The organism is Streptomyces sp. CBMA152, assembly GCF_014596475.1.
GTDB lineage: Bacteria > Actinomycetota > Actinomycetes > Streptomycetales > Streptomycetaceae > Streptomyces.
Map to the genome: position 1 here is coordinate 1 of NZ_MECJ01000036.1, position 19,055 is coordinate 19,055.

The 19,055-nt window shown below is 72.1% G+C and carries 14 protein-coding genes; 9 read left to right on the forward strand and 5 right to left on the reverse strand.

What is annotated here, in order from left to right:
• The 6 genes from BG418_RS36885 to BG418_RS36910 all read left to right on the forward strand — a co-directional run.
• Window positions 1-1,208 (forward strand): FtsK/SpoIIIE domain-containing protein (locus BG418_RS36885; RefSeq protein WP_399001737.1); only part of this gene is annotated, 1,208 nt, incomplete at its 5' end.
• Between the two features lie 388 nt (window positions 1,209-1,596).
• Window positions 1,597-2,967, forward strand: coding sequence for an ABC transporter substrate-binding protein (locus BG418_RS36890; RefSeq protein ID WP_188278437.1), 1,371 nt, complete (start codon window positions 1,597-1,599; stop codon window positions 2,965-2,967).
• A gap of 7 nt (window positions 2,968-2,974) precedes the next feature.
• A complete protein-coding gene (locus BG418_RS36895; RefSeq protein ID WP_188278438.1) occupies window positions 2,975-4,321 on the forward strand; it encodes a carbohydrate ABC transporter permease in 1,347 nt (448 codons plus the stop codon).
• The gene (locus BG418_RS36900) at window positions 4,318-5,199 is read left to right on the forward strand and encodes a carbohydrate ABC transporter permease (RefSeq protein WP_188278439.1); all 882 of its coding nucleotides are present in this window, start codon (window positions 4,318-4,320) and stop codon (window positions 5,197-5,199) included. The genes BG418_RS36895 and BG418_RS36900 overlap by 4 nt, the downstream gene beginning before the upstream one ends.
• Window positions 5,200-5,268: 69 nt before the next feature.
• Entirely contained in the window at window positions 5,269-7,509 is a 2,241-nt protein-coding gene (locus tag BG418_RS36905; protein WP_188278440.1) for a bifunctional glycosyltransferase family 2 protein/CDP-glycerol:glycerophosphate glycerophosphotransferase, read from the forward strand.
• 38 nt (window positions 7,510-7,547) lie between these two features.
• Window positions 7,548-9,761, forward strand: a complete 2,214-nt coding sequence (locus BG418_RS36910) for a bifunctional glycosyltransferase family 2 protein/CDP-glycerol:glycerophosphate glycerophosphotransferase (protein ID WP_188278441.1) — start codon at window positions 7,548-7,550, stop codon at window positions 9,759-9,761.
• Here the strand turns inward: BG418_RS36910 and BG418_RS36915 are convergent.
• Genes BG418_RS36915 through BG418_RS36925 form a run of 3 tightly spaced genes read right to left on the reverse strand, consistent with a single transcriptional unit; the run spans window position 9,733 to window position 12,951 of the window.
• Window positions 9,733-10,107: an EamA family transporter gene (locus BG418_RS36915; RefSeq protein WP_223185980.1), complete on the reverse strand. Its 375-nt coding sequence runs from the start codon at window positions 10,105-10,107 to the stop codon at window positions 9,733-9,735. The two genes, BG418_RS36910 and BG418_RS36915, sit on opposite strands and share 29 nt — an antisense overlap.
• Window positions 10,108-10,153: 46 nt before the next feature.
• Window positions 10,154-11,692: a methyltransferase domain-containing protein gene (locus tag BG418_RS36920; protein ID WP_188278443.1), complete on the reverse strand. Its 1,539-nt coding sequence runs from the start codon at window positions 11,690-11,692 to the stop codon at window positions 10,154-10,156.
• 29 nt (window positions 11,693-11,721) lie between these two features.
• Window positions 11,722-12,951: a glycosyltransferase 87 family protein gene (locus BG418_RS36925; protein ID WP_223185981.1), complete on the reverse strand. Its 1,230-nt coding sequence runs from the start codon at window positions 12,949-12,951 to the stop codon at window positions 11,722-11,724.
• Between the two features lie 202 nt (window positions 12,952-13,153).
• On the opposite strand from BG418_RS36925, the gene BG418_RS36930 reads away from it, so the two are divergent.
• Genes BG418_RS36930 through rfbD form a run of 3 tightly spaced genes read left to right on the forward strand, consistent with a single transcriptional unit; the run spans window position 13,154 to window position 16,109 of the window.
• A complete protein-coding gene (locus BG418_RS36930) occupies window positions 13,154-14,221 on the forward strand; it encodes a glucose-1-phosphate thymidylyltransferase (protein WP_188278444.1) in 1,068 nt (355 codons plus the stop codon).
• Window positions 14,218-15,207, forward strand: coding sequence for a dTDP-glucose 4,6-dehydratase (gene rfbB / locus BG418_RS36935; RefSeq protein ID WP_188278445.1), 990 nt, complete (start codon window positions 14,218-14,220; stop codon window positions 15,205-15,207). Before BG418_RS36930 ends, rfbB begins: the two co-directional genes overlap by 4 nt.
• Window positions 15,204-16,109: a dTDP-4-dehydrorhamnose reductase gene (rfbD, locus tag BG418_RS36940; protein WP_188278446.1), complete on the forward strand. Its 906-nt coding sequence runs from the start codon at window positions 15,204-15,206 to the stop codon at window positions 16,107-16,109. Before rfbB ends, rfbD begins: the two co-directional genes overlap by 4 nt.
• A gap of 29 nt (window positions 16,110-16,138) precedes the next feature.
• Here rfbD and BG418_RS36945 read toward each other — a convergent pair whose 3' ends face one another.
• Together BG418_RS36945 and BG418_RS36950 are read right to left on the reverse strand one after the other, a co-directional pair.
• A complete protein-coding gene (locus BG418_RS36945) occupies window positions 16,139-16,753 on the reverse strand; it encodes a dTDP-4-dehydrorhamnose 3,5-epimerase family protein (protein WP_188278447.1) in 615 nt (204 codons plus the stop codon).
• A complete protein-coding gene (locus tag BG418_RS36950) occupies window positions 16,741-19,014 on the reverse strand; it encodes a glycosyltransferase (protein ID WP_188278448.1) in 2,274 nt (757 codons plus the stop codon). Before BG418_RS36950 ends, BG418_RS36945 begins: the two co-directional genes overlap by 13 nt.
• Between the last annotated feature and the right edge of the window lie 41 nt (window positions 19,015-19,055).

The window sequence follows — 19,055 nt, forward strand, 5'->3', positions numbered from 1 at the left end:
CCCCCCCCCCCCCCCCCCCCCCCCCCCCCCCCCCCCCCCCCCCCCCCCCCCCCCCCCCCCCCCCCCCCCCCCCCCCCCCCCCCCCCCCCCCCCCCCCCCCCCCCCCCCCCCCCCCCCCCCCCCCCCCCTCCCCCCCCCCTTCCCCCCCCCCCCCCCCCCCCCACCGCCCCCTCCGGCCCCCCGCCCCGGACGGCACGGCCGTGCTCGGCACCGGGCCGCGCGGCCCGGTCGGCGTCGACCTCGCCTCCGACGGCCCGCATCTGCTGGTCGAGGGACCGGCGGGCAGCGGCCGTACGGAGCTGCTGCGGGCGGTCGCGGCGTCGCTCGCGGCCGGGGCGCGGCCGGACCGGCTGGGGATGATCCTGGTCGACGGGGCGGGCGGGGAGCGCGGCGACGGCCTGCGCGCGTGCACCGAACTCCCGCATGTCTCCACGTACTTGGTGGCCTCCGATCCCGTCCGGATGCGGGAGTTCGCGCAGGCGCTCGGGGCGGAGCTGAAGCGGCGGGCCGAGCTGCTCGACGGCGTCGGGTTCGCGGAGTGGGTGGCGCGGGCCGCCTCGGACGCGCAGGAGTCGGCCGGGCGGTCCGCCGGTGAGCAGCGCGGGTCCGAGCGCGGGGATGTGGACGGGCCGTCCACCAGCACGCTGCGACTGCGCCCGCTGGCCCGTACGCGTACGGAGGCGGGGCCGCCGCCGCTGGCCCGTCTCGTCGTCCTCGTCGACGACCTGGACGCGCTGGTCGCACCCGCGCTCGGCAGCCCGGGGCGGCCCGCTGCGGGGTCGGTGGTGCGGGCGCTTGAAGCCGTGGCTCGGGACGGGGAGCGGCTGGGGGTGCATCTGGTGGCGACGTCGGCGCGTCCTGAGCGTACGGGGGACACGGAGCTGGCGCGGGGGGTACGTCAGGTGGTGCGGCTCGACGCGCCGCCGCTCGTCCCTTCGCCGGACGAGCCGTCGCCGGGGCGGGGGCGGCTGTTCGGGGCGGACGGTGTTGTCACGCCCTTCCAGGGCGGGCGGGTCACTGGGCGGATACCGCGTACGGCGACGCTGCGGCCCACGGTCGTGCCCCTGGAGTGGGAGCGCATGGGCGACCCCCCGGCCCGTCGGCCGGTCCGTGAACTCGGCAATGGGCCTACGGACTTGGCGCTGCTTGCGAGTGCGCTGGATCGTGCGGCGAGACTGGTCCACGCGGCCCCGCCCGCGGCGCTTTAGCCCCCACCCCGCCCCTTCCCTAAACCCTGCCGGGGGCGGGTGGGGGTGGTTACCCGGGCCCCTTTTGCGGGGCCTGCGGCCCCTGCACCCCGCTTTCGTCTGCGGACCATGCTGGGTCGCTCGCGCAGTTCCCCGCGCCCCTTAATGGGCCCTTCGGGCCCTCCTAGGGGCGCGGGGAACTGCGCGACCAGCCCCCACCGGCCCGCAGACAAACGACACCCGCCGGAGGCTTTCGGGAAGGGGCGGGGTGGGGCCAAACCCGCCTGACGTAACGTCACGAGCCCATCACGATCGACCCGTTGGGGGCGAGAGCGGTATTGCGGGGCCCCCGCGCCCGGCGTAGGACTGTCCGGACGGGACGACCTCGGCGGCGAGAGGCGGACAGCTCATGCGTACGGGTCGGACAGGGCGGACAGGGCGGAAACTGGCAGGGGTGGCGGCCATCGGCGCGCTGGCCCTCGTCGCCACCGCGTGCAGCAGCGACAGCAAGACGGTCGGTGGCAAAGCCACCCCCTCCAAGAGCGGCGGCGCCCCCGCCCTCCAACTCCCCCGGCTCGACGGCCAGAAGATCGAGGTCGCCGCCGTCTGGACCGGGCCCGAGCAGGCCAACTTCCTGAAGGTGCTGAAGGAGTTCGAGGGCCGTACCGGGGCCAGTGTCACCTTCGTCCCCGCTCAGGACCCCATCGTCAACTTCCTCGGCACCAAGATCGCCGGTGGCAGTCCCCCCGATGTCGCCATGCTCCCGCAGGTCGGCGCCATCCAGCAGGCCGCGCAGAAGAAGTGGCTCAAGCCCGTCGGCGCGGACGCCAAGGCGCAGCTCGACAAGAACTACGCCAAGGTGTGGCGCGACCTGGGGCAGGTCGACGGGACGCAGTACGCCGTGTACTTCAAGGCCGCCAACAAGTCCCTCGTCTGGTACAACACCAAGGTCTTCGAGACCGCGGGCGCCCAAGTGCCCAAGACCTGGAAGGACTTCCTCGCCGCCGCCGACACCATCTCGGCCTCCGGCGTCACCCCGGTCTCCGTGGGCGCCGCCGACGGCTGGACCCTCACCGACTGGTTCGAGAACGTCTACCTCTCGCAGGCCGGGCCGGACAAGTACGACCAGCTCGCGCAGCACAAGATCAAGTGGACCGACCCGTCCGTCAAGGACGCGCTCACCACCCTCGGCCAGCTCTTCGGCAAGCCGGATCTCATCGCGGGCGGCACCACCGGCGCCCTGCAGACCGAGTTCCCGGCCTCCGTCACCCAGACCTTCACCGGCGGCGACCAGCCCAAGGCGGGCATGGTCTTCGAGGGCGACTTCGTCAGCGTCAACATCGCGCAGACCTCGGCGAAGATCGGCACCGACGCCAAGGTCTTCCCGTTCCCGGCCGTCGGCGCCAAGGCGCCGGTCGTCACCGGCGGCGACGCGGCCGTGGCCCTCAAGGACACCAAGGGCGCCCAGGCCCTGCTGACCTGGCTGGCCTCCCCGGACGCGGCGAAGATCTGGGCGGCGGCGGGCGGATACGTTTCGCCCAACAAGGCCACGGACCTGGCCGCCTACCCCAATGACGTGCAGCGCGACATCGCCAAGGCGCTCGTCGGGGCCGGGGACGACGTCCGGTTCGACATGTCCGACCAGGCCCCGCAGTCCTTCGGCGGGACGCCGGGCAAGGGCGAGTGGAAGGACCTTCAGGACTTCCTGAAGAACCCGAAGGACGTCGCCGGCGCCCAGGCCAAACTGGAGGCCGACGCGGCCGCGGCGTACAAGAACTGATCCGGCGATGACCACCGCGCCCGCCACCGGGTCCACCACCCCGGTGCCCGCCCCGCGTCCGCGCCGCAGCGTGACCGGGACGCGGAAGTACCTCGCCGCCGCCTTTCTGCTGCCCGCGCTCGTGCTGCTCGGCGCGCTCGTCGTGTATCCGATCGGCTACTCGGTCTACCGCTCGTTCTTCGACCAGTCCGGCAACGGATTCGCCGGGTTCGACAACTACAGGACGCTCTTCACCGACGACACCATCCGTACGGCGGTCAAGAACAACGCCATCTGGGTCGTCTGCGCGCCCACGATCGCCACCGCGCTCGGGCTGATCTTCGCGGTGCTCACCGAACGGGTGCGCTGGGGAACGGCGTTCAAGCTGATCGTCTTCATGCCGATGGTGATCTCGATGCTCGCCGCCGGGATCATCTTCCGCCTGGTGTACGAGCAGGACCCGGACCGGGGGGTCGCGAACGCCGTCTGGGTGGGCGTGCACGACACGTTCGCGCAGTCCGCCGGGTTCCCGCGCGCCCATCCACTGCCCTCCGCGCCCCTGAAGGCGGGCGGCGGCGGCTCGTTCGTCACGAAGGACGTCGTCCACGCCGGGACCCCGGCGCTGCTCCCGCTCGTCGGGGTCGCCGCCGACAAGATGCCGTCCTCGGCCAAGCCCGCGAAGGCCGCACAGCCGGTGCCCGGGCAGATCACCGGTACGGCCTGGCTGGACTTCACCAAGGGAGGCGGCGGCACCCCCAACATCGTCGACCCCAAGGAACTGGGCCTCAAGGGCCTGAAGATCGAGGCCGTACGAGACGGTTCAGTCGTCGCCACCGCCACCGCCCGCGCGGACGGTACGTTCACGCTCCCCGCCAAGGCCGACGGGGCCCAACTGCGGCTTCCGCAGAGCAACTTCCACGAGCCGTACAACGGCGTCAACTGGCTCGGCCCGAACCTCGTCACCCCGGCCATCATCGGCTCGTACATCTGGATGTGGGCCGGTTTCGCGATGGTGCTCATCGCGGCCGGGCTCGCGGGGCTGCCGCGTGAGCTGCTTGAGGCGGCGCGGGTGGACGGCGCCAACGAGTGGCAGGTGTTCCGGCGGGTGACGGTGCCGCTGCTCGCGCCCGTGCTCGCGGTCGTCCTGGTCACGCTGGTGATCAACGTACTGAAGATCTTCGACCTGATCTTCATCATCGCCCCGGGCTCCAGCCAGGCCGACGCCAATGTGCTGGCGCTCCAGCTCTACCGCTCCTCGTTCGGCACGGACGCGGACCTCGGCATCGGCAGCGCGATCGCCGTACTGCTGCTGATCCTGGTCCTGCCGGTGATGCTCTTCAACATTCGCAGGATGCGGCGGGAGGCGCGGCGATGACGGCTGTCGACGGAATCGTCCGGGCCAAGCAGTCCCTCCCGGCCCGGATCGCCGCGCGGGCCGGCGGCGGGGCGATGCGGGTCTTCCTCATCCTCGTCGGGCTGTTCTGGCTGATGCCGACCGTCGGGCTGCTGCTCTCCTCACTGCGCGGCCCCTCCGACATCGCCTCCAGCGGCTGGTGGAAGATCTTCAGCCACCCCTCCCAGCTCACCTTCCACAACTACTCCACCCTGCTCGACAACAAGACCGTCACCGACTCGCTGCTCTCCACGGTGATCATCACCGTCCCGGCCACCGTCCTGGTCGTCGTGATCGGCTCGCTCGCCGGATACGCCTTCGCCTGGATGGAGTTCCCCGGCCGCGACTGGTGGTTCATGATCGTGGTGAGCCTGCTCGTCGTGCCGGTCCAGATCGCCCTCGTACCGGTCGCCAAGCTCTTCGGCAAGATCGGGATCTTCGAGACGACGGTCGGTGTGATCACCTTCCACGTCGCCTTCGGACTGCCGTTCGCGATCTTCCTCCTACGGAACTTCTTCGCGGAGATCCCGCGCGAGCTCCTGGAGGCCGCGCGGCTCGACGGGGCGGGCGAGATACGGCTGTTCACCCGGGTCGTGCTGCCGCTGGGCGGCCCGGCGATCGCCTCGCTGGGCATCTTCCAGTTCCTGTGGGTCTGGAACGACATGCTGGTCGCGCTGATCTTCGCGGACTCCAAGCACCCGCCGATCACGGTCGCCCTCCAGCAGCAGGTACGGCAGTTCGGCAACAACATCGACGTGCTCGCGCCCGGCGCGTTCGTCTCGATGGTCATCCCGCTGGCCGTCTTCTTCGCCTTCCAGCGCCAGTTCGTCTCCGGCGTGATGGCGGGCGCCGTCAAATAGCCGCCGCGGGTTTACCCCGTCTGCCGCGAGCGGCGTAACCCGCTCGCGGCATTCGCCGTTCTACGGGCCATGCCCCGGTTCAGCGTGATCGTTCCCGTGTACAAGGTCCAGGCGTATCTCCACGACTGCCTGGGTTCGGTGCTCAGCCAGACCTACGACGACCTGGAACTGATCGCGGTGGACGACTGCTCACCGGACGCGTGCGGGGCGATCATCGACGAACTCGCCGCCCGCGACCGCCGCGTCACCGCCGTCCACCTCGACGTCAACACGGGTCTCGGCCCCGCCCGCAACGCCGGACTCGCCCACGCCACCGGCGACTACATCGTCTTCCTCGACGGCGACGACACCCTCACCCCCGGCGCCCTCCAGGCCATCGCCGACCGCCTCAAGGAGACCGGCGACCCGGACGTGCTGGTCTACGACTACGCGCGGACGTACTGGAACGGCGAGCGGGTCCGCAACAAGTCGGCCGCCCAACTCGCCGAGACCGGGCCCGCGAGCTTCACGCTCGCCGACCGGCCGGGGCTGCTCAAGCTGCTCAGCGTGGTGTGGAACAAGGCGTACCGGCGCGAGTTCGTCGAGGAGCAGGGCTTCCGCTTCGCGCCCGGCTTCTACGAGGACGCGCCGTGGACGTATCCGGCGCTGATGGCGGCCGGTTCGCTCAGCACGCTCGACCGCGTCTGCGTCCACTACCACCAGCGCCGCCAGGGCAGCATCCTCTCGACCACCAGCCACCGCCACTTCGACCTCTTCGACCAGTACGACCGAGTCTTCGCGTTCATCGACTCCCGCCCGGAGCTGGCCTGCTGGCGGCCGCTGATCTTCCGCAAGATGGCCGACCACGTCCTGACGGTGTTCACCACGCGGGTGCGGCTGCCGCGCGGGAGCCGGGCCGAGTTCTTCCGCCGCGCCCGCGCCCAGTACCGCCGCCACCGCTCCCCCGGTGCAGGCCCGCGCACCCTGCGCGTACGGGTGCGGCACGGTCTGGTGCGGCTGGGCGCCCACCGTACGTATCGCAGCCTGGGGGCGCTGCGGGCACTGCGCGCCCGCGTGGTGCGGCACACCCCGGCGCTCGGGCGGATGCTGCGCGCCGCCGTGCTGCGCCTGCACTACCGCGTCCAACTGCGCCTGCCGCTGCGGGAGGAGGCGGTCTTCACCGCGTACGGGAACCGGGGGTACGTCTGCAACCCGGCGGCGATCGAGGCGAAGGTGCGCGAGCTGGTGCCCCGGGTGCGGACCGCCTGGATCGCGGCGCCCGAGCATCTGCACACCGTGCCGCCCGCCACCCGCAAACTGCGACCCGCCACCTTCGCGTACTGGACGGCGCTGGCCCGCGCCAAGTACCTGGTCAGCAACGCCGACTTCGACCACCGGCTGGTCAAGCGGGACGGCCAGACGCTGCTCCAGACCCACCACGGCACCCCGCTGAAGACGATGGGCCTGGACCTGATGGACCGCCCGGCCGCCGCCCGCGACACGGACTTCTCCGCCCTCGTCGCCCGCGCCGACCAGTGGGACTACAGCCTCTCCGCCAATGTGCACTCCACCCTCACCTGGGAGCGCACCTACCCCTCGGGCTACACCACGCTCGAATACGGCTACCCGCGCAACGACGTGTTCCAGGAGGCGAACGCCGCCGACGTGGCCCGGCTGCGCGAGCTGATCGGCATCCCCGCCGACGCCACCGCCGTGCTCTACGCCCCGACCCCGCGCGACTACCGGCGCGGCCAGCACCTCCCGCTCGACCTGGAGCGCGTGGCTCGCCGGCTCGGCCCCGGCTTCGTCCTGCTCACCCGCGCCCACTTCTCCTACGGCGCCCCGCTGACCGGCGACGACACCCACCCCCGCGTCATCGACGTCAGCGCCCACCCGTCGGTCGAACAGCTCTGCCTGGCCGCCGACGCGCTGCTCACCGACTACTCGTCCCTGATGTTCGACTACGCCAACCTGGACCGCCCGATCGTCGTCCACGCCGACGACTGGGAGGCCTACCAGGCGGCCCGCGGCACCTACTTCGACCTGCGCGCCTTCCCGCCCGGCGCGGTCGCCAGGACCGAGGACGAGCTGATCGACATCTTCTCCACCGGCCACTGGCGCGGCTCCCGCTCGGCGCAGCTGCGGGCCGCGTTCCGGGCCCGCTTCTGTCCGTACGACGACGGGCACGCCGCCGAGCGGGTGGTGCGCCGGGTCTTCCTCGGCCAGAACGCGAACCTGCCCGCGTTCGTCCCCGTCGAGGACCGCCGCCCGGCCCCCTCGGCCGTCCTTCGCACGTCCGCGGCCCAGCGCGAACTCGCGGGCCTGGTCTGACCCCCCTGTAATCCCCCGACCCCGGAAGAGGTCCCTCCTTGCCCCGTTTCACCGTCATCGTGCCCGTCCACGACGTCCGCGGACAGCTGCGGGAATGTCTGGAGTCGGTGCTTGGCCAGTCGTACGGGGATGTCGAGGTCATCGGTGTCGACGACGGCTCGACGGACGGCTCGGGGCGCCTGCTCGACGAACTGGCCGCCGCCGACCGCCGGGTGCGGGCGGTGCACCTGCCGCTGACGGTGAGCGCCGGGGAGCGCCGCGACGCGGGGGCCGGGCAGGCGCAGGGCGACTATCTACTCTTCCTGGAGCCGGGGCTCGTCCAGCTGCCGGGCGCGCTCGCCGCGCTCGCGGACCGGCTGAAGGAGGCCGGGGACCCGGATGTGCTGCTGTTCGGCCACCTCCGTACGCCGTTCCTGGGCACCCCCGAGCCCAGCCGCTCCCTGGACGTGCTGCGGGCGGCCGGGGACGCGGTGACGACGGCGGCCGCGCGGCCGGGGCTCCTCGATGTGGCCCCGGTGAGCTGGAACCGCGCGGTGCGCCGCACGTTCTGGCGCGCCGAGGGCCTGTCGTTCGGCTCCGGCGAGCGGGCCGAGGCCAGGTGCGCGCTGACGACGCTGATGGCGGCCGGGTCGGTGGCCTGCCTGCCGACGCCGTGCGTGGACCACCGCGGGCAGCGGGCCGTCACGCGCCCCCGCGTCGACCGCCGTGACATCGTCGCCGAGTACGCGCGCCTGCTCACCGAGACCGCCGCGCGCCCCGGCACCGAGAAGCTGCGCGGCCCGCTGTACGCCCTGGCGGTACGGGAGTTGTTGAAGCTGTACCCGGGCGGGCGCCGGGGGCGGGCGGCCTATGTGCGGGCGGTGGCCGCGTTCTGCCGGACCCACCGCCCGGCCGGGCACCGCACCCCCGGCGGCCGCGCCGGGCTGCGCACCCGACTGTTCACCGAGGGCCGCCCCTTGGCGCTGGCCGCCCTGGACGGGGCCCTGGCGAGCCGTCGCAGGCTGCGCTCGCGCGTACGGGGCCTGCGAAAGTCCGTACTGCGCACGGCGTTTCGGCACTACTACCGCCTTCAGCGGCTGCTCCCCCTCGACCCCCGGCTCGCGGTGTACGCCGCGTACTGGAACCGGGGCGTCAGCTGTAATCCGGCCGCCATCCACAGCGCGGCCGCCCGGCTCGCGCCGCACATCAAGGGCGTGTGGGTGGTCGGCAAGGCGGAGGCGGCCGCCGGGCACGCGTTCGTGGTGCCGGACACACGCGCGTACTGGCGGCTGATGGCCCGTGCCACGTACTTCGTGAACAACGTCAACTTCCCCGACCACCTGGTCAAGCGGCCCGGCCAGATCCACCTCCAGACCCATCACGGCACCCCGCTCAAGCGCATGGGCCTGGACCAGCTGGCGCACCCGGCCGCCGCCAAGGGCTTCAGCTTCCGCCGGTTCCTGGCCCGGGTGGACCGCTGGGACTACTCGCTCTCCGCCAACGCGCACACCACCGAGACCTGGTCGCGCGCCTACCCGAGTGCGGTGAAGCACCTGGAGACGGGGTATCCGCGCAACGACGTGTACGCCACGGCCACCGCCGAGGACATCGCCGCCGTCCGCCGCACCCTCGGCATCGCGCCGGGCCGCCGGGTGATCCTGTACGCGCCGACGCACCGCGACTACGAGCGCGGCTTCCACAGCGCGCTCGACCTGGCCCGGGTCGCCGACGCGCTCGGCCCGGACTCCCTGCTGCTGGTCCGCGCGCACTACTTCTACGCCTCCGCCGCCCTGCCCGAGCACCCCGGGCTGCTCGACGTCTCGGACCACCCGCGCGTCGAGGACCTGTGCCTGGCGGCGGACGCGCTGGTCACCGACTACTCCTCGGTGATGTTCGACTACGCCGACCTGGACCGCCCGATCGTGGTGCACGCCCCCGACTGGGAGGTCTACCGCACGGTCCGGGGCGTCTGCTTCGACCTGCTGTCGGGCCGCCCCGGGGACACCCCCGGAGCGGTCACCACCAGTACGGACGAGCTCATCTCCTGCTTCCAGAGCGGGAGTTGGAACAGCCACGCCAATGCCGCACTGCGGGCCGCCTTCCGCGAGCGGTTCTGTACGTACGACGACGGGCGCGCCGCCGAGCGGGTGGTGCGCACGGTCTTCCTCGGCGAGGAGGCCGAGGCGCCGACGCCGATGGAGCGAGCCGTGGCGCCGCTGCCGGGCCAGAGCGGCGCCCGGCGGGTCAGCCCTGCTGGCCGGCCATCACCGTGACGAGGCCGACCACCACGAGCAGCGAGCCCGCCCACGTCCACACCGAAGTCCGCTCGTGCAGCACGGTGGAGCTGGCCAGGACGATCAGCAGATAGCCCAGGGCGTTGAACGGGTAGGCGATCGACAGCGGCACCCGGGCCAGCGTCGACATCCAGGCGACCGCCGAGACGGCGAAGACCACCAGGCCGATCACGATCCACGGGCTGGTGGCGGCCCGCAGCGCGATCGAGCCGCCGCCCCGCTCCACGGCGGCGGCCGCCGTGCGCATCCCGTGCTTGAGCATGATCTGGCCGCCTGCCGAGGAGAACACCGCGAACAGCAGCAGGGCGAGGCTGGACAGGTTCAACAGCGGCCTCCTGACCGGGACTTGAGATGCAGGCACCGGCTCGGGCTCAGACGCCCACGCGGTCGGCGGGGGTGTACTGACGGTTGAGGATGTCCTGTACATCGACGTGCTCCCCGGCGATGATCGTCTCGGCCGCGTGCGGCGTGAGAACGGCGACGTGCTGATAGCCGAACAGGGTGGGCCGCAGCCGGGTCAGCAGCCGCGAGATCCCGCCGAGCGCTCCGGCGAGCGCCCCCTTGAGACCGCGCCCGCCGAGCAGCGCCCAGAAGGGTGCGCCCGTCGAGGTCAGATGGAGGACGTCGTACCCCGCGTCGCGAACCGTGCGGCGCAGGCTGGCCCGGGTGAAGAAGCGCAGATGCGTCTCGTCGAGGATGCCGCGCCGGTCGTACCCGAACACCCCGAGGACGACGCGAAGCCGCGCGTACCAGTGCCCGAAGTTCGGTACGGACAGCAGCACTTGACCGCCCGGGCGCAGCACCTGGGCGATCTCGGCGAGGACGCGCTCGGGCCGGGAGAGGTGTTCGACGACGTCCCCGGCCACCACATAGTCGTAACCGCGCCCGACGCTCTCCGGCAGCCCCTCCTCCAGGTCGGCGAGGAGGAACCGCGAGCACTTCTCGCGCACCCCCGCCACCTCGACGCAGTCGACGCCGGTCACCTCGTGCCCCAGGGCCTCCAGGCGCTCGGCGAACAGGCCGCCGGAGCAGCCGAGATCGAGCACACGGCCCGGCGGCAGGCCCCGCATGCGCTCCAGGATGACGGAGTGCGAGGAGCCGTCGCCCTCCTTGAAGGCGTATCCGTCGGGCTTGGGAATCCATGGGCAGGTGCCGAACCCCTTGACCGCGAGCCGGTATTCGAGGACGTCCTTCACCACGTCCTTGGCGTACTTGAGACCGTTCACGTAGCAGATCTCGTCGCCGTAATAGGTGGGAATGGGGATCTCCTGGATCCGCATTCCGGCGTCGATGAGCTGGACGATGATCTGGGTGTCGAAGTCGAACGCGTCGGTGTTGCGCCCGATGGGGAGCTTTCGCAGCGCGGCCATGCTGTAGGCGCGGTAGCCGGAGTGGAATTCGGTGAGCCGGGAGCCGAGGAGGGAGTTCTCCAGACGGGTGAGAATCCGGTTTCCCAGCCATTTGTAGAGCGGCATTCCGCCGCGCAGCGCCCCGCCCTTGTGCATCATGCGCGAGCCGAACACGGCGTCGGCCTCGCCGTTCACGAGGGGCGCGACCATCTCGGGGAGCAATTCGGGGGCGTACTGCCCGTCGCCGTGCAGCAGGACCACGATGTCGAGCCCGCGTTCCGCCGCCAGCGCGTATCCCGCTTTCTGGTTCCCGCCGTATCCGAGGTTCTTGGTGTGCCGCATGACGACGGTTCTCGGCATTCCCTCGGCCTGGGACCAGCGGCATCCGGCGGTGAAGGTTCCGTCGTGGCTGGCGTCGTCGAGGATGAGGATGTCCGCGATACGGGAGCGGAAGTCGACCGGAATGCGGTCGAGGGTCTTCTCCAAGGTGGTCTCGGCGTTGTACGCGACGACGAGGATGCCGATCCGGGGGCTGCGGGCGGGGGCGGGGATTTCCTGCACGGGCGTCTCCAGGGACCTTTGCGGGGCGGTCAGTTGACGGAGGTGGGGGTCTGCTCGGCGCGCGGCGCCGGGGCGGGAACGGCCGTCCCGCCGGGCTGTGCCTGGTGTTCGGCGAAGATCGCCCGGTACCCGGAGGCGATCCCGAGGAGCAGCGCCGCCCAGGCGTACGCCCCCAGGACCTGCTGGTCGTACGTCCAGCGGGTGGGCTTCTGGATCGTGTAGACCCAGGACGCCAGCACCCCGGCGAGCACGCTGTAGGCCAGGCCCTCCCAGACGCCGACGGCGAAGAGCGCGGCGACCGGCCAGGCCAGGTACTGCACGCCGGACGCGGTGCTGAGCAGCAGCAACACGCTCAGGGTGACCGCGACCGCCAGCGGCAGCCGGTCCGGGCGGCGCCAGGCCGGCCAGACGCCCGCCGCCACACAGATCAGGACCACCACGAAGTGGCCGGGCCCGCGCAGCGTGGCGATCGACTCGTTGGTGAAGCCCAGCCAGTCGGCGAACTTGACGATCCCCCACAGCCGGAAGTTGCCGCCCTTGTATTCGAGGACGTTGGCCCGCAGCGCGCCCGGCACGGTCAGCAGCACCGGCCCCCACAGCACCAGGAGCACCGAGCCGAGCCCCGCCGTGAAGCGCGCGAACTCCCGCCGCCCGCCGCGCCAGGCCGCCACCGCCAGCGCGGGCAGGGCCACCACGGGCACGAACTTGATGCTGACGGCGACCGCCGCGCACACCCCGGCGGCGAGCGGCGACTTGCGGTCCGCGAGCAGCCAGGCGGCGGCCAGGGCCAAGGTCACCGCCACCGAATCGGTGTTCCCGTGATATCCGGAGGCGGGAATGAGTACGGGCGAAAGCGTCACGCCGATTCCGCACGCGACGGCGATTCGCACGGACTGGCGCCGCCGTACGATTTCGAACACCAGCAGCGCGGCGGCGAAGTCGGCCAGACACGCGGGCGTACGAATGAGTGTGCCGAACTCGATGCCGAGCCGGGCGATGCGGTCGAGTCCCAGGAGCATCCAGCCGGCCAGCGGCGGATGGTTGTAGACCGGCAGCCCCCGCATCGGATGGGCGTAGATGCGGATCGGGCCGACTTTCTCGATGTGCCGCGCGAACTGCGAGAAGAAGTAGACGTCGGCGGGCCCCCGGGTGTTGGCGGCGAGCACCATTTTGGCGAGAAACCCGACCGCGGCGACGGCCCCGACCAGGACCCTGCCCCGCCGTACGTCCCAGTTCATCCCGAATGTCTGCGCGCTCATGGCGGCCGAACGTATCAACCACCGGACGGTACGCGCCGGAGCGATCAAAGCACTTTCACCCCGGGGCAGTTGCTCCGCCTGCGGATCTTGGGCAAAAGCACCATGCGGTGAATCACCCGTATGGTTCACCACCAGGCGTAATCCCCGGCTTCAGCCGTCGTTCACTACCTGTCCCTCGCCTCTCGGAATCCGGTGGTCTGAAGTGAAAGCACTCGTACTCTCCGGCGGCGCCGGCACCCGGCTACGGCCGATCACGCACACCTCGGCCAAGCAGCTGGTGCCGGTCGCCAACAAGCCGGTGCTGTTCTACGGCCTTGAGTCGATCGCGGCCGCCGGGATCACGGACGTCGGCATCATCGTCGGGGACACCGCGGGCGAGATCCGGGCCGCCGTCGGCGACGGCTCGCGGTTCGGGCTCCGCGTCACCTACATCCCGCAGCACGCCCCGCTGGGCCTGGCCCACGCGGTGCTCATCGCCCGGGAGTTCCTGGGCGACGAGGACTTCGTGATGTACCTGGGCGACAACTTCGTGGTCGGCGGGATCACCGATCTGGTCGACGAGTTCCGGGCCGAGCGGCCCGACGCGCAGATCCTGCTCACCAAGGTGCCCGACCCGCGCTCGTTCGGCGTCGCCGAGCTGGACACGGACGGGCGGGTGGCGCGCCTGGAGGAGAAGCCGCTCCACCCCAAGAGCGACCTGGCGCTGGTCGGCGTCTATCTCTTCACCCCGGCCGTGCACCGGGCCGTCCGCGCGATCAACCCGTCCGAGCGCGGCGAGCTGGAGATCACGCACGCGCTGCAGTGGCTCATCGACCAGCGCCTGAAGGTGAGTTCGACGGTGATCTCCGGCTACTGGAAGGACACCGGGAACGTCGAGGACATGCTGGAGGTCAACCGCTCGGTGCTGGAGCTGCTCACCCCCGAGGACGAGGGATCGGTCGACGACGCCACCGAGATCATCGGCCGGGTGCGGATCGGCAAGGGCGCCACCGTGCGCGGCTCGCGGATCGTCGGCCCGGCGATCATCGGGCCGCGCACGGTGGTGGAGAACTCCTACATCGGCCCGTCCACCTCGATCGCCGAGAACTGCCGGGTGACCGACAGCGAGATCGAGTACTCGATCGTCCTCAGCGGCTCGTCCCTGCACGGCGTCGGCCGTATCGAGGCCTCCCTCATCGGCCGCGACGTGGAGATCACCCCGGCCCCGCACATCCCCGCCGCCCACCGGCTCGTCCTCGGTGACCACAGCAAGGTGCAGATCTCGGCATGACGACCACATCCCGCATCCTCGTCACCGGCGGCGCCGGGTTCATCGGCTCGCACTACGTCCGTACGCTGCTCGGCCCGGCGGGGCCCGGCGGCGTCGCCGTGACGGTCCTCGACAAGCTCACCTACGCCGGCTGCCCGGCCAACCTCGACGCGGTCCGCGCCCACCCGCGCTTCGCCTTCGTGGAGGGCGACATCTGCGACGCGCGCCTGGTGGACAAGCTGGTGGGCGAGCACGACCAGCTGGTGCACTTCGCCGCCGAGTCGCACGTCGACCGCTCGATCCTGGGCGCCGCCGAGTTCGTACGGACCAACGTCCTCGGCACCCAGACGCTGCTCGACGCCGCGCTGCGCCACCGCCTCGGCCCGTTCGTCCTGGTCTCCACGGACGAGGTGTACGGCTCGATCGCGTCCGGCTCCTGGCCGGAGGAGCACCCGCTGCGGCCGAGCTCCCCGTACGCGGCCTCCAAGGCGTCCGCCGACCTGGTGGCGCTCTCCTACCACCGCACCCACGGCCTGGACGTGCGGGTGACGCGCTGCTCCAACAACTACGGGCAACACCAGTTCCCGGAGAAGGTGATCCCGCTCTTCATCACCCGGCTGCTCGACGGAGGCACGGTGCCGCTGTTCGGGGACGGGCTCAATGTCCGCGACTGGCTGCACATCGACGACCACGTCCAGGGCGTCGAGCTGGTGCGGACCGGCGGGCGGCCCGGCGAGATCTACAACATCGGCGGCGGCACCGAGCTCACCAACAAGGAGCTGACCGGACTGCTGCTCGCGGCGTGCGGGGCGGACTGGGACCGGGTCGAGTACGTCGAGGACCGCAAGGGCCACGACCGGCGCTACTCGGTCGACTGCGCCAAGATCCGCGCCGAGCTCGGCTACGCGCCCCGCCGGAACTTCACCGAAGGGCTCGCCGAGACCGTCGCCTGGTACCGCGACAACCGCGCCTGGTGGGAGCCGCTGCAAGCAAAGGCCGCCCTGTGAGCGGGAGTTGGCTGGTCACGGGCGCGGGCGGGATGCTCGGCCGGGACGTGGTGGCCCGGCTCACGGACCATCCGACGCATGCGGCCGACCGCTCGGCGCTCGATCTCACCGACGCCACGGCGGTACGGGACACGGTCGCGGCGGCCCGCCCGGCCGTCGTCGTCAACTGCGCCGCCTGGACGGCCGTCGACGACGCCGAGACCCGCGAGCCGGAGGCGCTGCGGATCAACGGCGGGGGCGCGGAACATCTGGCGCGCGCCTGCGCCGAGACGGGCGCGCTCCTGCTGCATGTCTCCACGGACTACGTCTTCACGGGCGACGCCACCACCCCGTACCCGGAGTCCGCGCCGACCGGCCCGCGCACCGCGTACGGCCGGACCAAGCTGGCGGGCGAGCGGGCGGTGCGCGCGCTGCTGCCGCACTCCGGCCATGTGGTGCGCACGGCCTGGCTGTACGGGGCGGGCGGCGCCAACTTCGTACGGACCATGATCCGGCTTGAGTCGGCGCGCGAGCATCTGGACGTGGTCGACGACCAGCGCGGCCAGCCCACCTGGACGGCCGACCTCGCCGACCGGCTTGTACGGCTCGGCGAGGCGGCGCTCGCGGGCGCCGCGCCCGCCGGGTACTGGCACGGCACCAGCGGAGGCCACGGCACCTGGTGCGAGCTGGCCCGTGAGACGTTCCGGCTCCTTGGCGCGGACCCGGCACGGGTGCGGCCCACCACGAGCGCGGCCTTCGCACGCCCCGCGCCGCGCCCCGCGTACAGCGTCCTGGGCCATGACCGCTGGCCCGAGGCGGGCCTCGGGCCGATCAGGCACTGGCGGGAGGCGCTGGCCGAGGCGCTGCCCGCGCTCGTGGCGGCCGAGCGGGTGGGCGCGGGCGCCTCCGGCTCGGCCGCCTGAACGTCACTGCGGGGCGCCCGGACCGAACGTCACTGCTGGGCCGGGATCAGGGCCGCCCGCTGCCGCGCGTACCAGGCCGTGCAGGCCGCGTACGAGGGCAGCAGGCCCCGCTCCCCCGCCTCGGCGAGGCTCGGCGCCCCCGCGTCCTTGGGCGAGAGCAGCGGGGTGAGATGGGTCGGCCATTCGATCGCCAGGTCGGGGTCGAGCGGATGGATGCCGTGCTCGCGGGTGGGCGCGTACCCCTCGGAGCAGAGGTAGACGACCGTGGCGCCCTCGGTCAGCGCCATGAACGCGTGGCCCAGACCCTCGGCGAGATGGACGGAGCGGTGGTCGCGGTCGTCGAGCAGGACCGGCTCCCAGCGCTGGAAGGTGGGCGAGCCGGTCCGCAGGTCCACGACGACGTCGAGGACCGCTCCCCGTACGCACTTCACGTATTTCGCCTGGCCAGGGGGCACATCGGCGAAGTGGACGCCGCGCAGGGTGCCGCGCGCGGAGACCGAGCAGTTGGCCTGCGCGAGGCCCAGCGCGTGGCCGGTCGCGGAGTGGAAGTCGCCCTCCTTGAACCACTCGTGGAAGCTGCCCCGACTGTCCAGGAAGACCTGCGGCTCGCTCACCCAGGCACCCTCGATGCTCAACTCGCGCATACCGACGCCCCCTTGGAGACGACGAGCACCAGCTGGTCGTGGCTGCGGCGCTCGACGGAGAAGGCGCGGCCGCCGATCCTTCGTGCTGCGGGCAGACCGGGGTGCGCGGCGACCGGGACCCGGACCGGCGCGTCGCCGACGTACAGCTGCCAGGTCCCCTCCGCGAGCAGCGTCAGCGCCTCGTACGCCGACTCGACCCGCAGCCGGTCGCCCGCGTGCCGCACCGGCAGCTCGACTTCTTCCTCGGTGGTGGTGCGACAGAGCCGGAGTGGCAGGTCCTCGCCGCCGCCGTAACACCCGTCGACGACCAGCGAGTTGTCGGTCCAGGTGACGCTTTCCGCGTACGCGTGCGGGAGCTGGTCGGCGACGAGCGCGTTGCCCCAGGCGCTGACGGTGACGGCGAGTTCGCGCCCGCCGGGGACCGTGTGGCGACCCAGCGGGAGCCCGGGGGGCGCGGCGACGGCGAGGCGTTTGCCGTCCGGTCTGACCAGCTGGACGCTGTACGAGTCGGCGGGCCGCGCCTCGCCGTGCGGGGCTCTGACCGGGCCCCGGCCGCGTACCTGGGCGAGTTCGTCGAGCGGCACCTCGGCGGTGAACCGCTCGCCGTCGCGGGCCAGCGGGACCTGGATCGCCGCGTCCGAATGCCAGTGGCCGAGCCGCAGCGCCACCGCCCGGCTCTTCGTCTCGCCGGTGAGCGTGAGGCGGCCGTCGTGGCTGTCGTGGCCGGTCAGCCAGGTGTGGACGCGTTCGGCGGTCAGCTGGAACCGGCCGCTAGCGAAGACCGGGACGATACGGGTGTGCTCGTCGAGGTAGTGCACGCCGAGGTGCGCGCCCGCGTCCGCGACCCCGCCCCGGCGCGCGACGCCGTGACCGAGCACCCCGAGGACGAGCTTCCAGGTGGTGGAGGCGGCCTCGGTGAGCAGCCGCGCCGGATCGACGGTGACCTCGAAGCCCGCCCAGTCGTAGCGGTGCAGCTCCTGGCCCGAACGGGCGGTGATGGACGGGTCGTTGACGCGGCGCAGACGCAGCGGGAGCGCGCGCCGGTCGGGGGCGCGCAGCCACGCCGCCTTCAGCGCGTGCCGCCGCACCTGGGCGGGGATGTTGCGGACGTATCCGTACCCGGTCAGCCTGAGCATGCCCTCGTGCCATTCGGCGCCGGTCAGGCAGGCCTCCAGCGGCAGGTCTCCGGGCGCGAGCGCGAGGACGTCGCGCGGGACGGGCGCGGTGAGGACCGGGTACTCGGCGCTGCGCCGCCGCAGCCCGCGCACCCGGTGCGTACGGGGACTGCGGCGCTCGAACTCAAGCAGCGCCACGAGCTCTTCGAGCCGTTTCTCGCGGGCCAGATGCCACTTCACCCGGTGGTGCGGCGGCAGCCCGGCGAGCACGTCGGGGTCCACCTGATCGGTGAACTCCCCTGCGTACCGCAGGAACGCTTCCCGATACGCCGGGTCGCCGTCGGGCAGGACCTGCATGAAGTACCAGAGGTCCTCGCGCAGCACGGACTCGTCGTAACGTTTCTTGTGCCCCGGTGTCCCCATGAGCCCCCGGCTCACCCCGAGCACCGCCGCCGTCCGGTCCGCCACCCCGCGTACGACCGCGCGCTTGTTGGTGATCGAACTGTCCCGGAAACGCCAGTAGTAGACGGCGTCCTGGAGCACGTCGACCGAGCGGGCGGCGAAGTGCGCGCGCAGGATCACCGGGATGTCCTCGTACAGGACGCCCTCCGGGAACGCGAAGGAGTGCGCGTCCCAGAACTCCCGGCGGAACACCTTGTTGCAGGCGATCCGGTCGAGCAGCAGCGGCCAGTGGCCGGTCACATGGGTGGCGCGGCGCGTCGAACGCATCGGCTCGGTGAACAGCGGGTGCTGACGCAGCCGTCCGCCCACGCCCAGGCGCAGCACATTGCCGGACGCGAAGTCGGAGCCGGACTTGTCGAGCGAGCCGACCAGCAACTCGAAGGCGCGCGAGGGCAGTACGTCGTCGCTGTCCACGAAGGCGAGGTATTCGGCGCCGGGCGCGGTGTGCCGTACGCCCGTGTTGCGGGCGGCGCCGAGGCCGCCGTTCTCCCTGCCGACCACGGTGAACCGGTCGTCCCGCGCGGCGAACTCACGGGCGACGGCGGCACTGGCGTCCGTAGAGCCGTCGTCCACCAGGACCACTTCGAGGTCGTCGAGACTCTGCCGGGCCAGCGACTCCAGACACGCGCCCAGATACTCCTCGACGTTGTGGACGGGGACGACGACGCTGAGGCGGGGCGTCATACGGGGAGTACCTTCCTGCCGGCGGGCGGGGCGCTTCCCGC

What these genes read in the sequence shown, in the direction of transcription:
- BG418_RS36890 (WP_188278437.1), top strand. Translation starts at nt 1,597, where the DNA reads ATGCGTACGGGTCGGACAGGGCGGACAGGGCGGAAACTGGCAGGGGTG.
- BG418_RS36895 (WP_188278438.1), top strand. Translation starts at nt 2,975, where the DNA reads ATGACCACCGCGCCCGCCACCGGGTCCACCACCCCGGTGCCCGCCCCG.
- BG418_RS36900 (WP_188278439.1), top strand. Translation starts at nt 4,318, where the DNA reads ATGACGGCTGTCGACGGAATCGTCCGGGCCAAGCAGTCCCTCCCGGCC.
- BG418_RS36905 (WP_188278440.1), top strand. Translation starts at nt 5,269, where the DNA reads ATGCCCCGGTTCAGCGTGATCGTTCCCGTGTACAAGGTCCAGGCGTAT.
- BG418_RS36925 (WP_223185981.1), bottom strand. Translation starts at nt 12,951, where the DNA reads ATGAGCGCGCAGACATTCGGGATGAACTGGGACGTACGGCGGGGCAGG.
- rfbB (WP_188278445.1), top strand. Translation starts at nt 14,218, where the DNA reads ATGACGACCACATCCCGCATCCTCGTCACCGGCGGCGCCGGGTTCATC.
- BG418_RS36945 (WP_188278447.1), bottom strand. Translation starts at nt 16,753, where the DNA reads ATGCGCGAGTTGAGCATCGAGGGTGCCTGGGTGAGCGAGCCGCAGGTC.
- BG418_RS36950 (WP_188278448.1), bottom strand. Translation starts at nt 19,014, where the DNA reads ATGACGCCCCGCCTCAGCGTCGTCGTCCCCGTCCACAACGTCGAGGAG.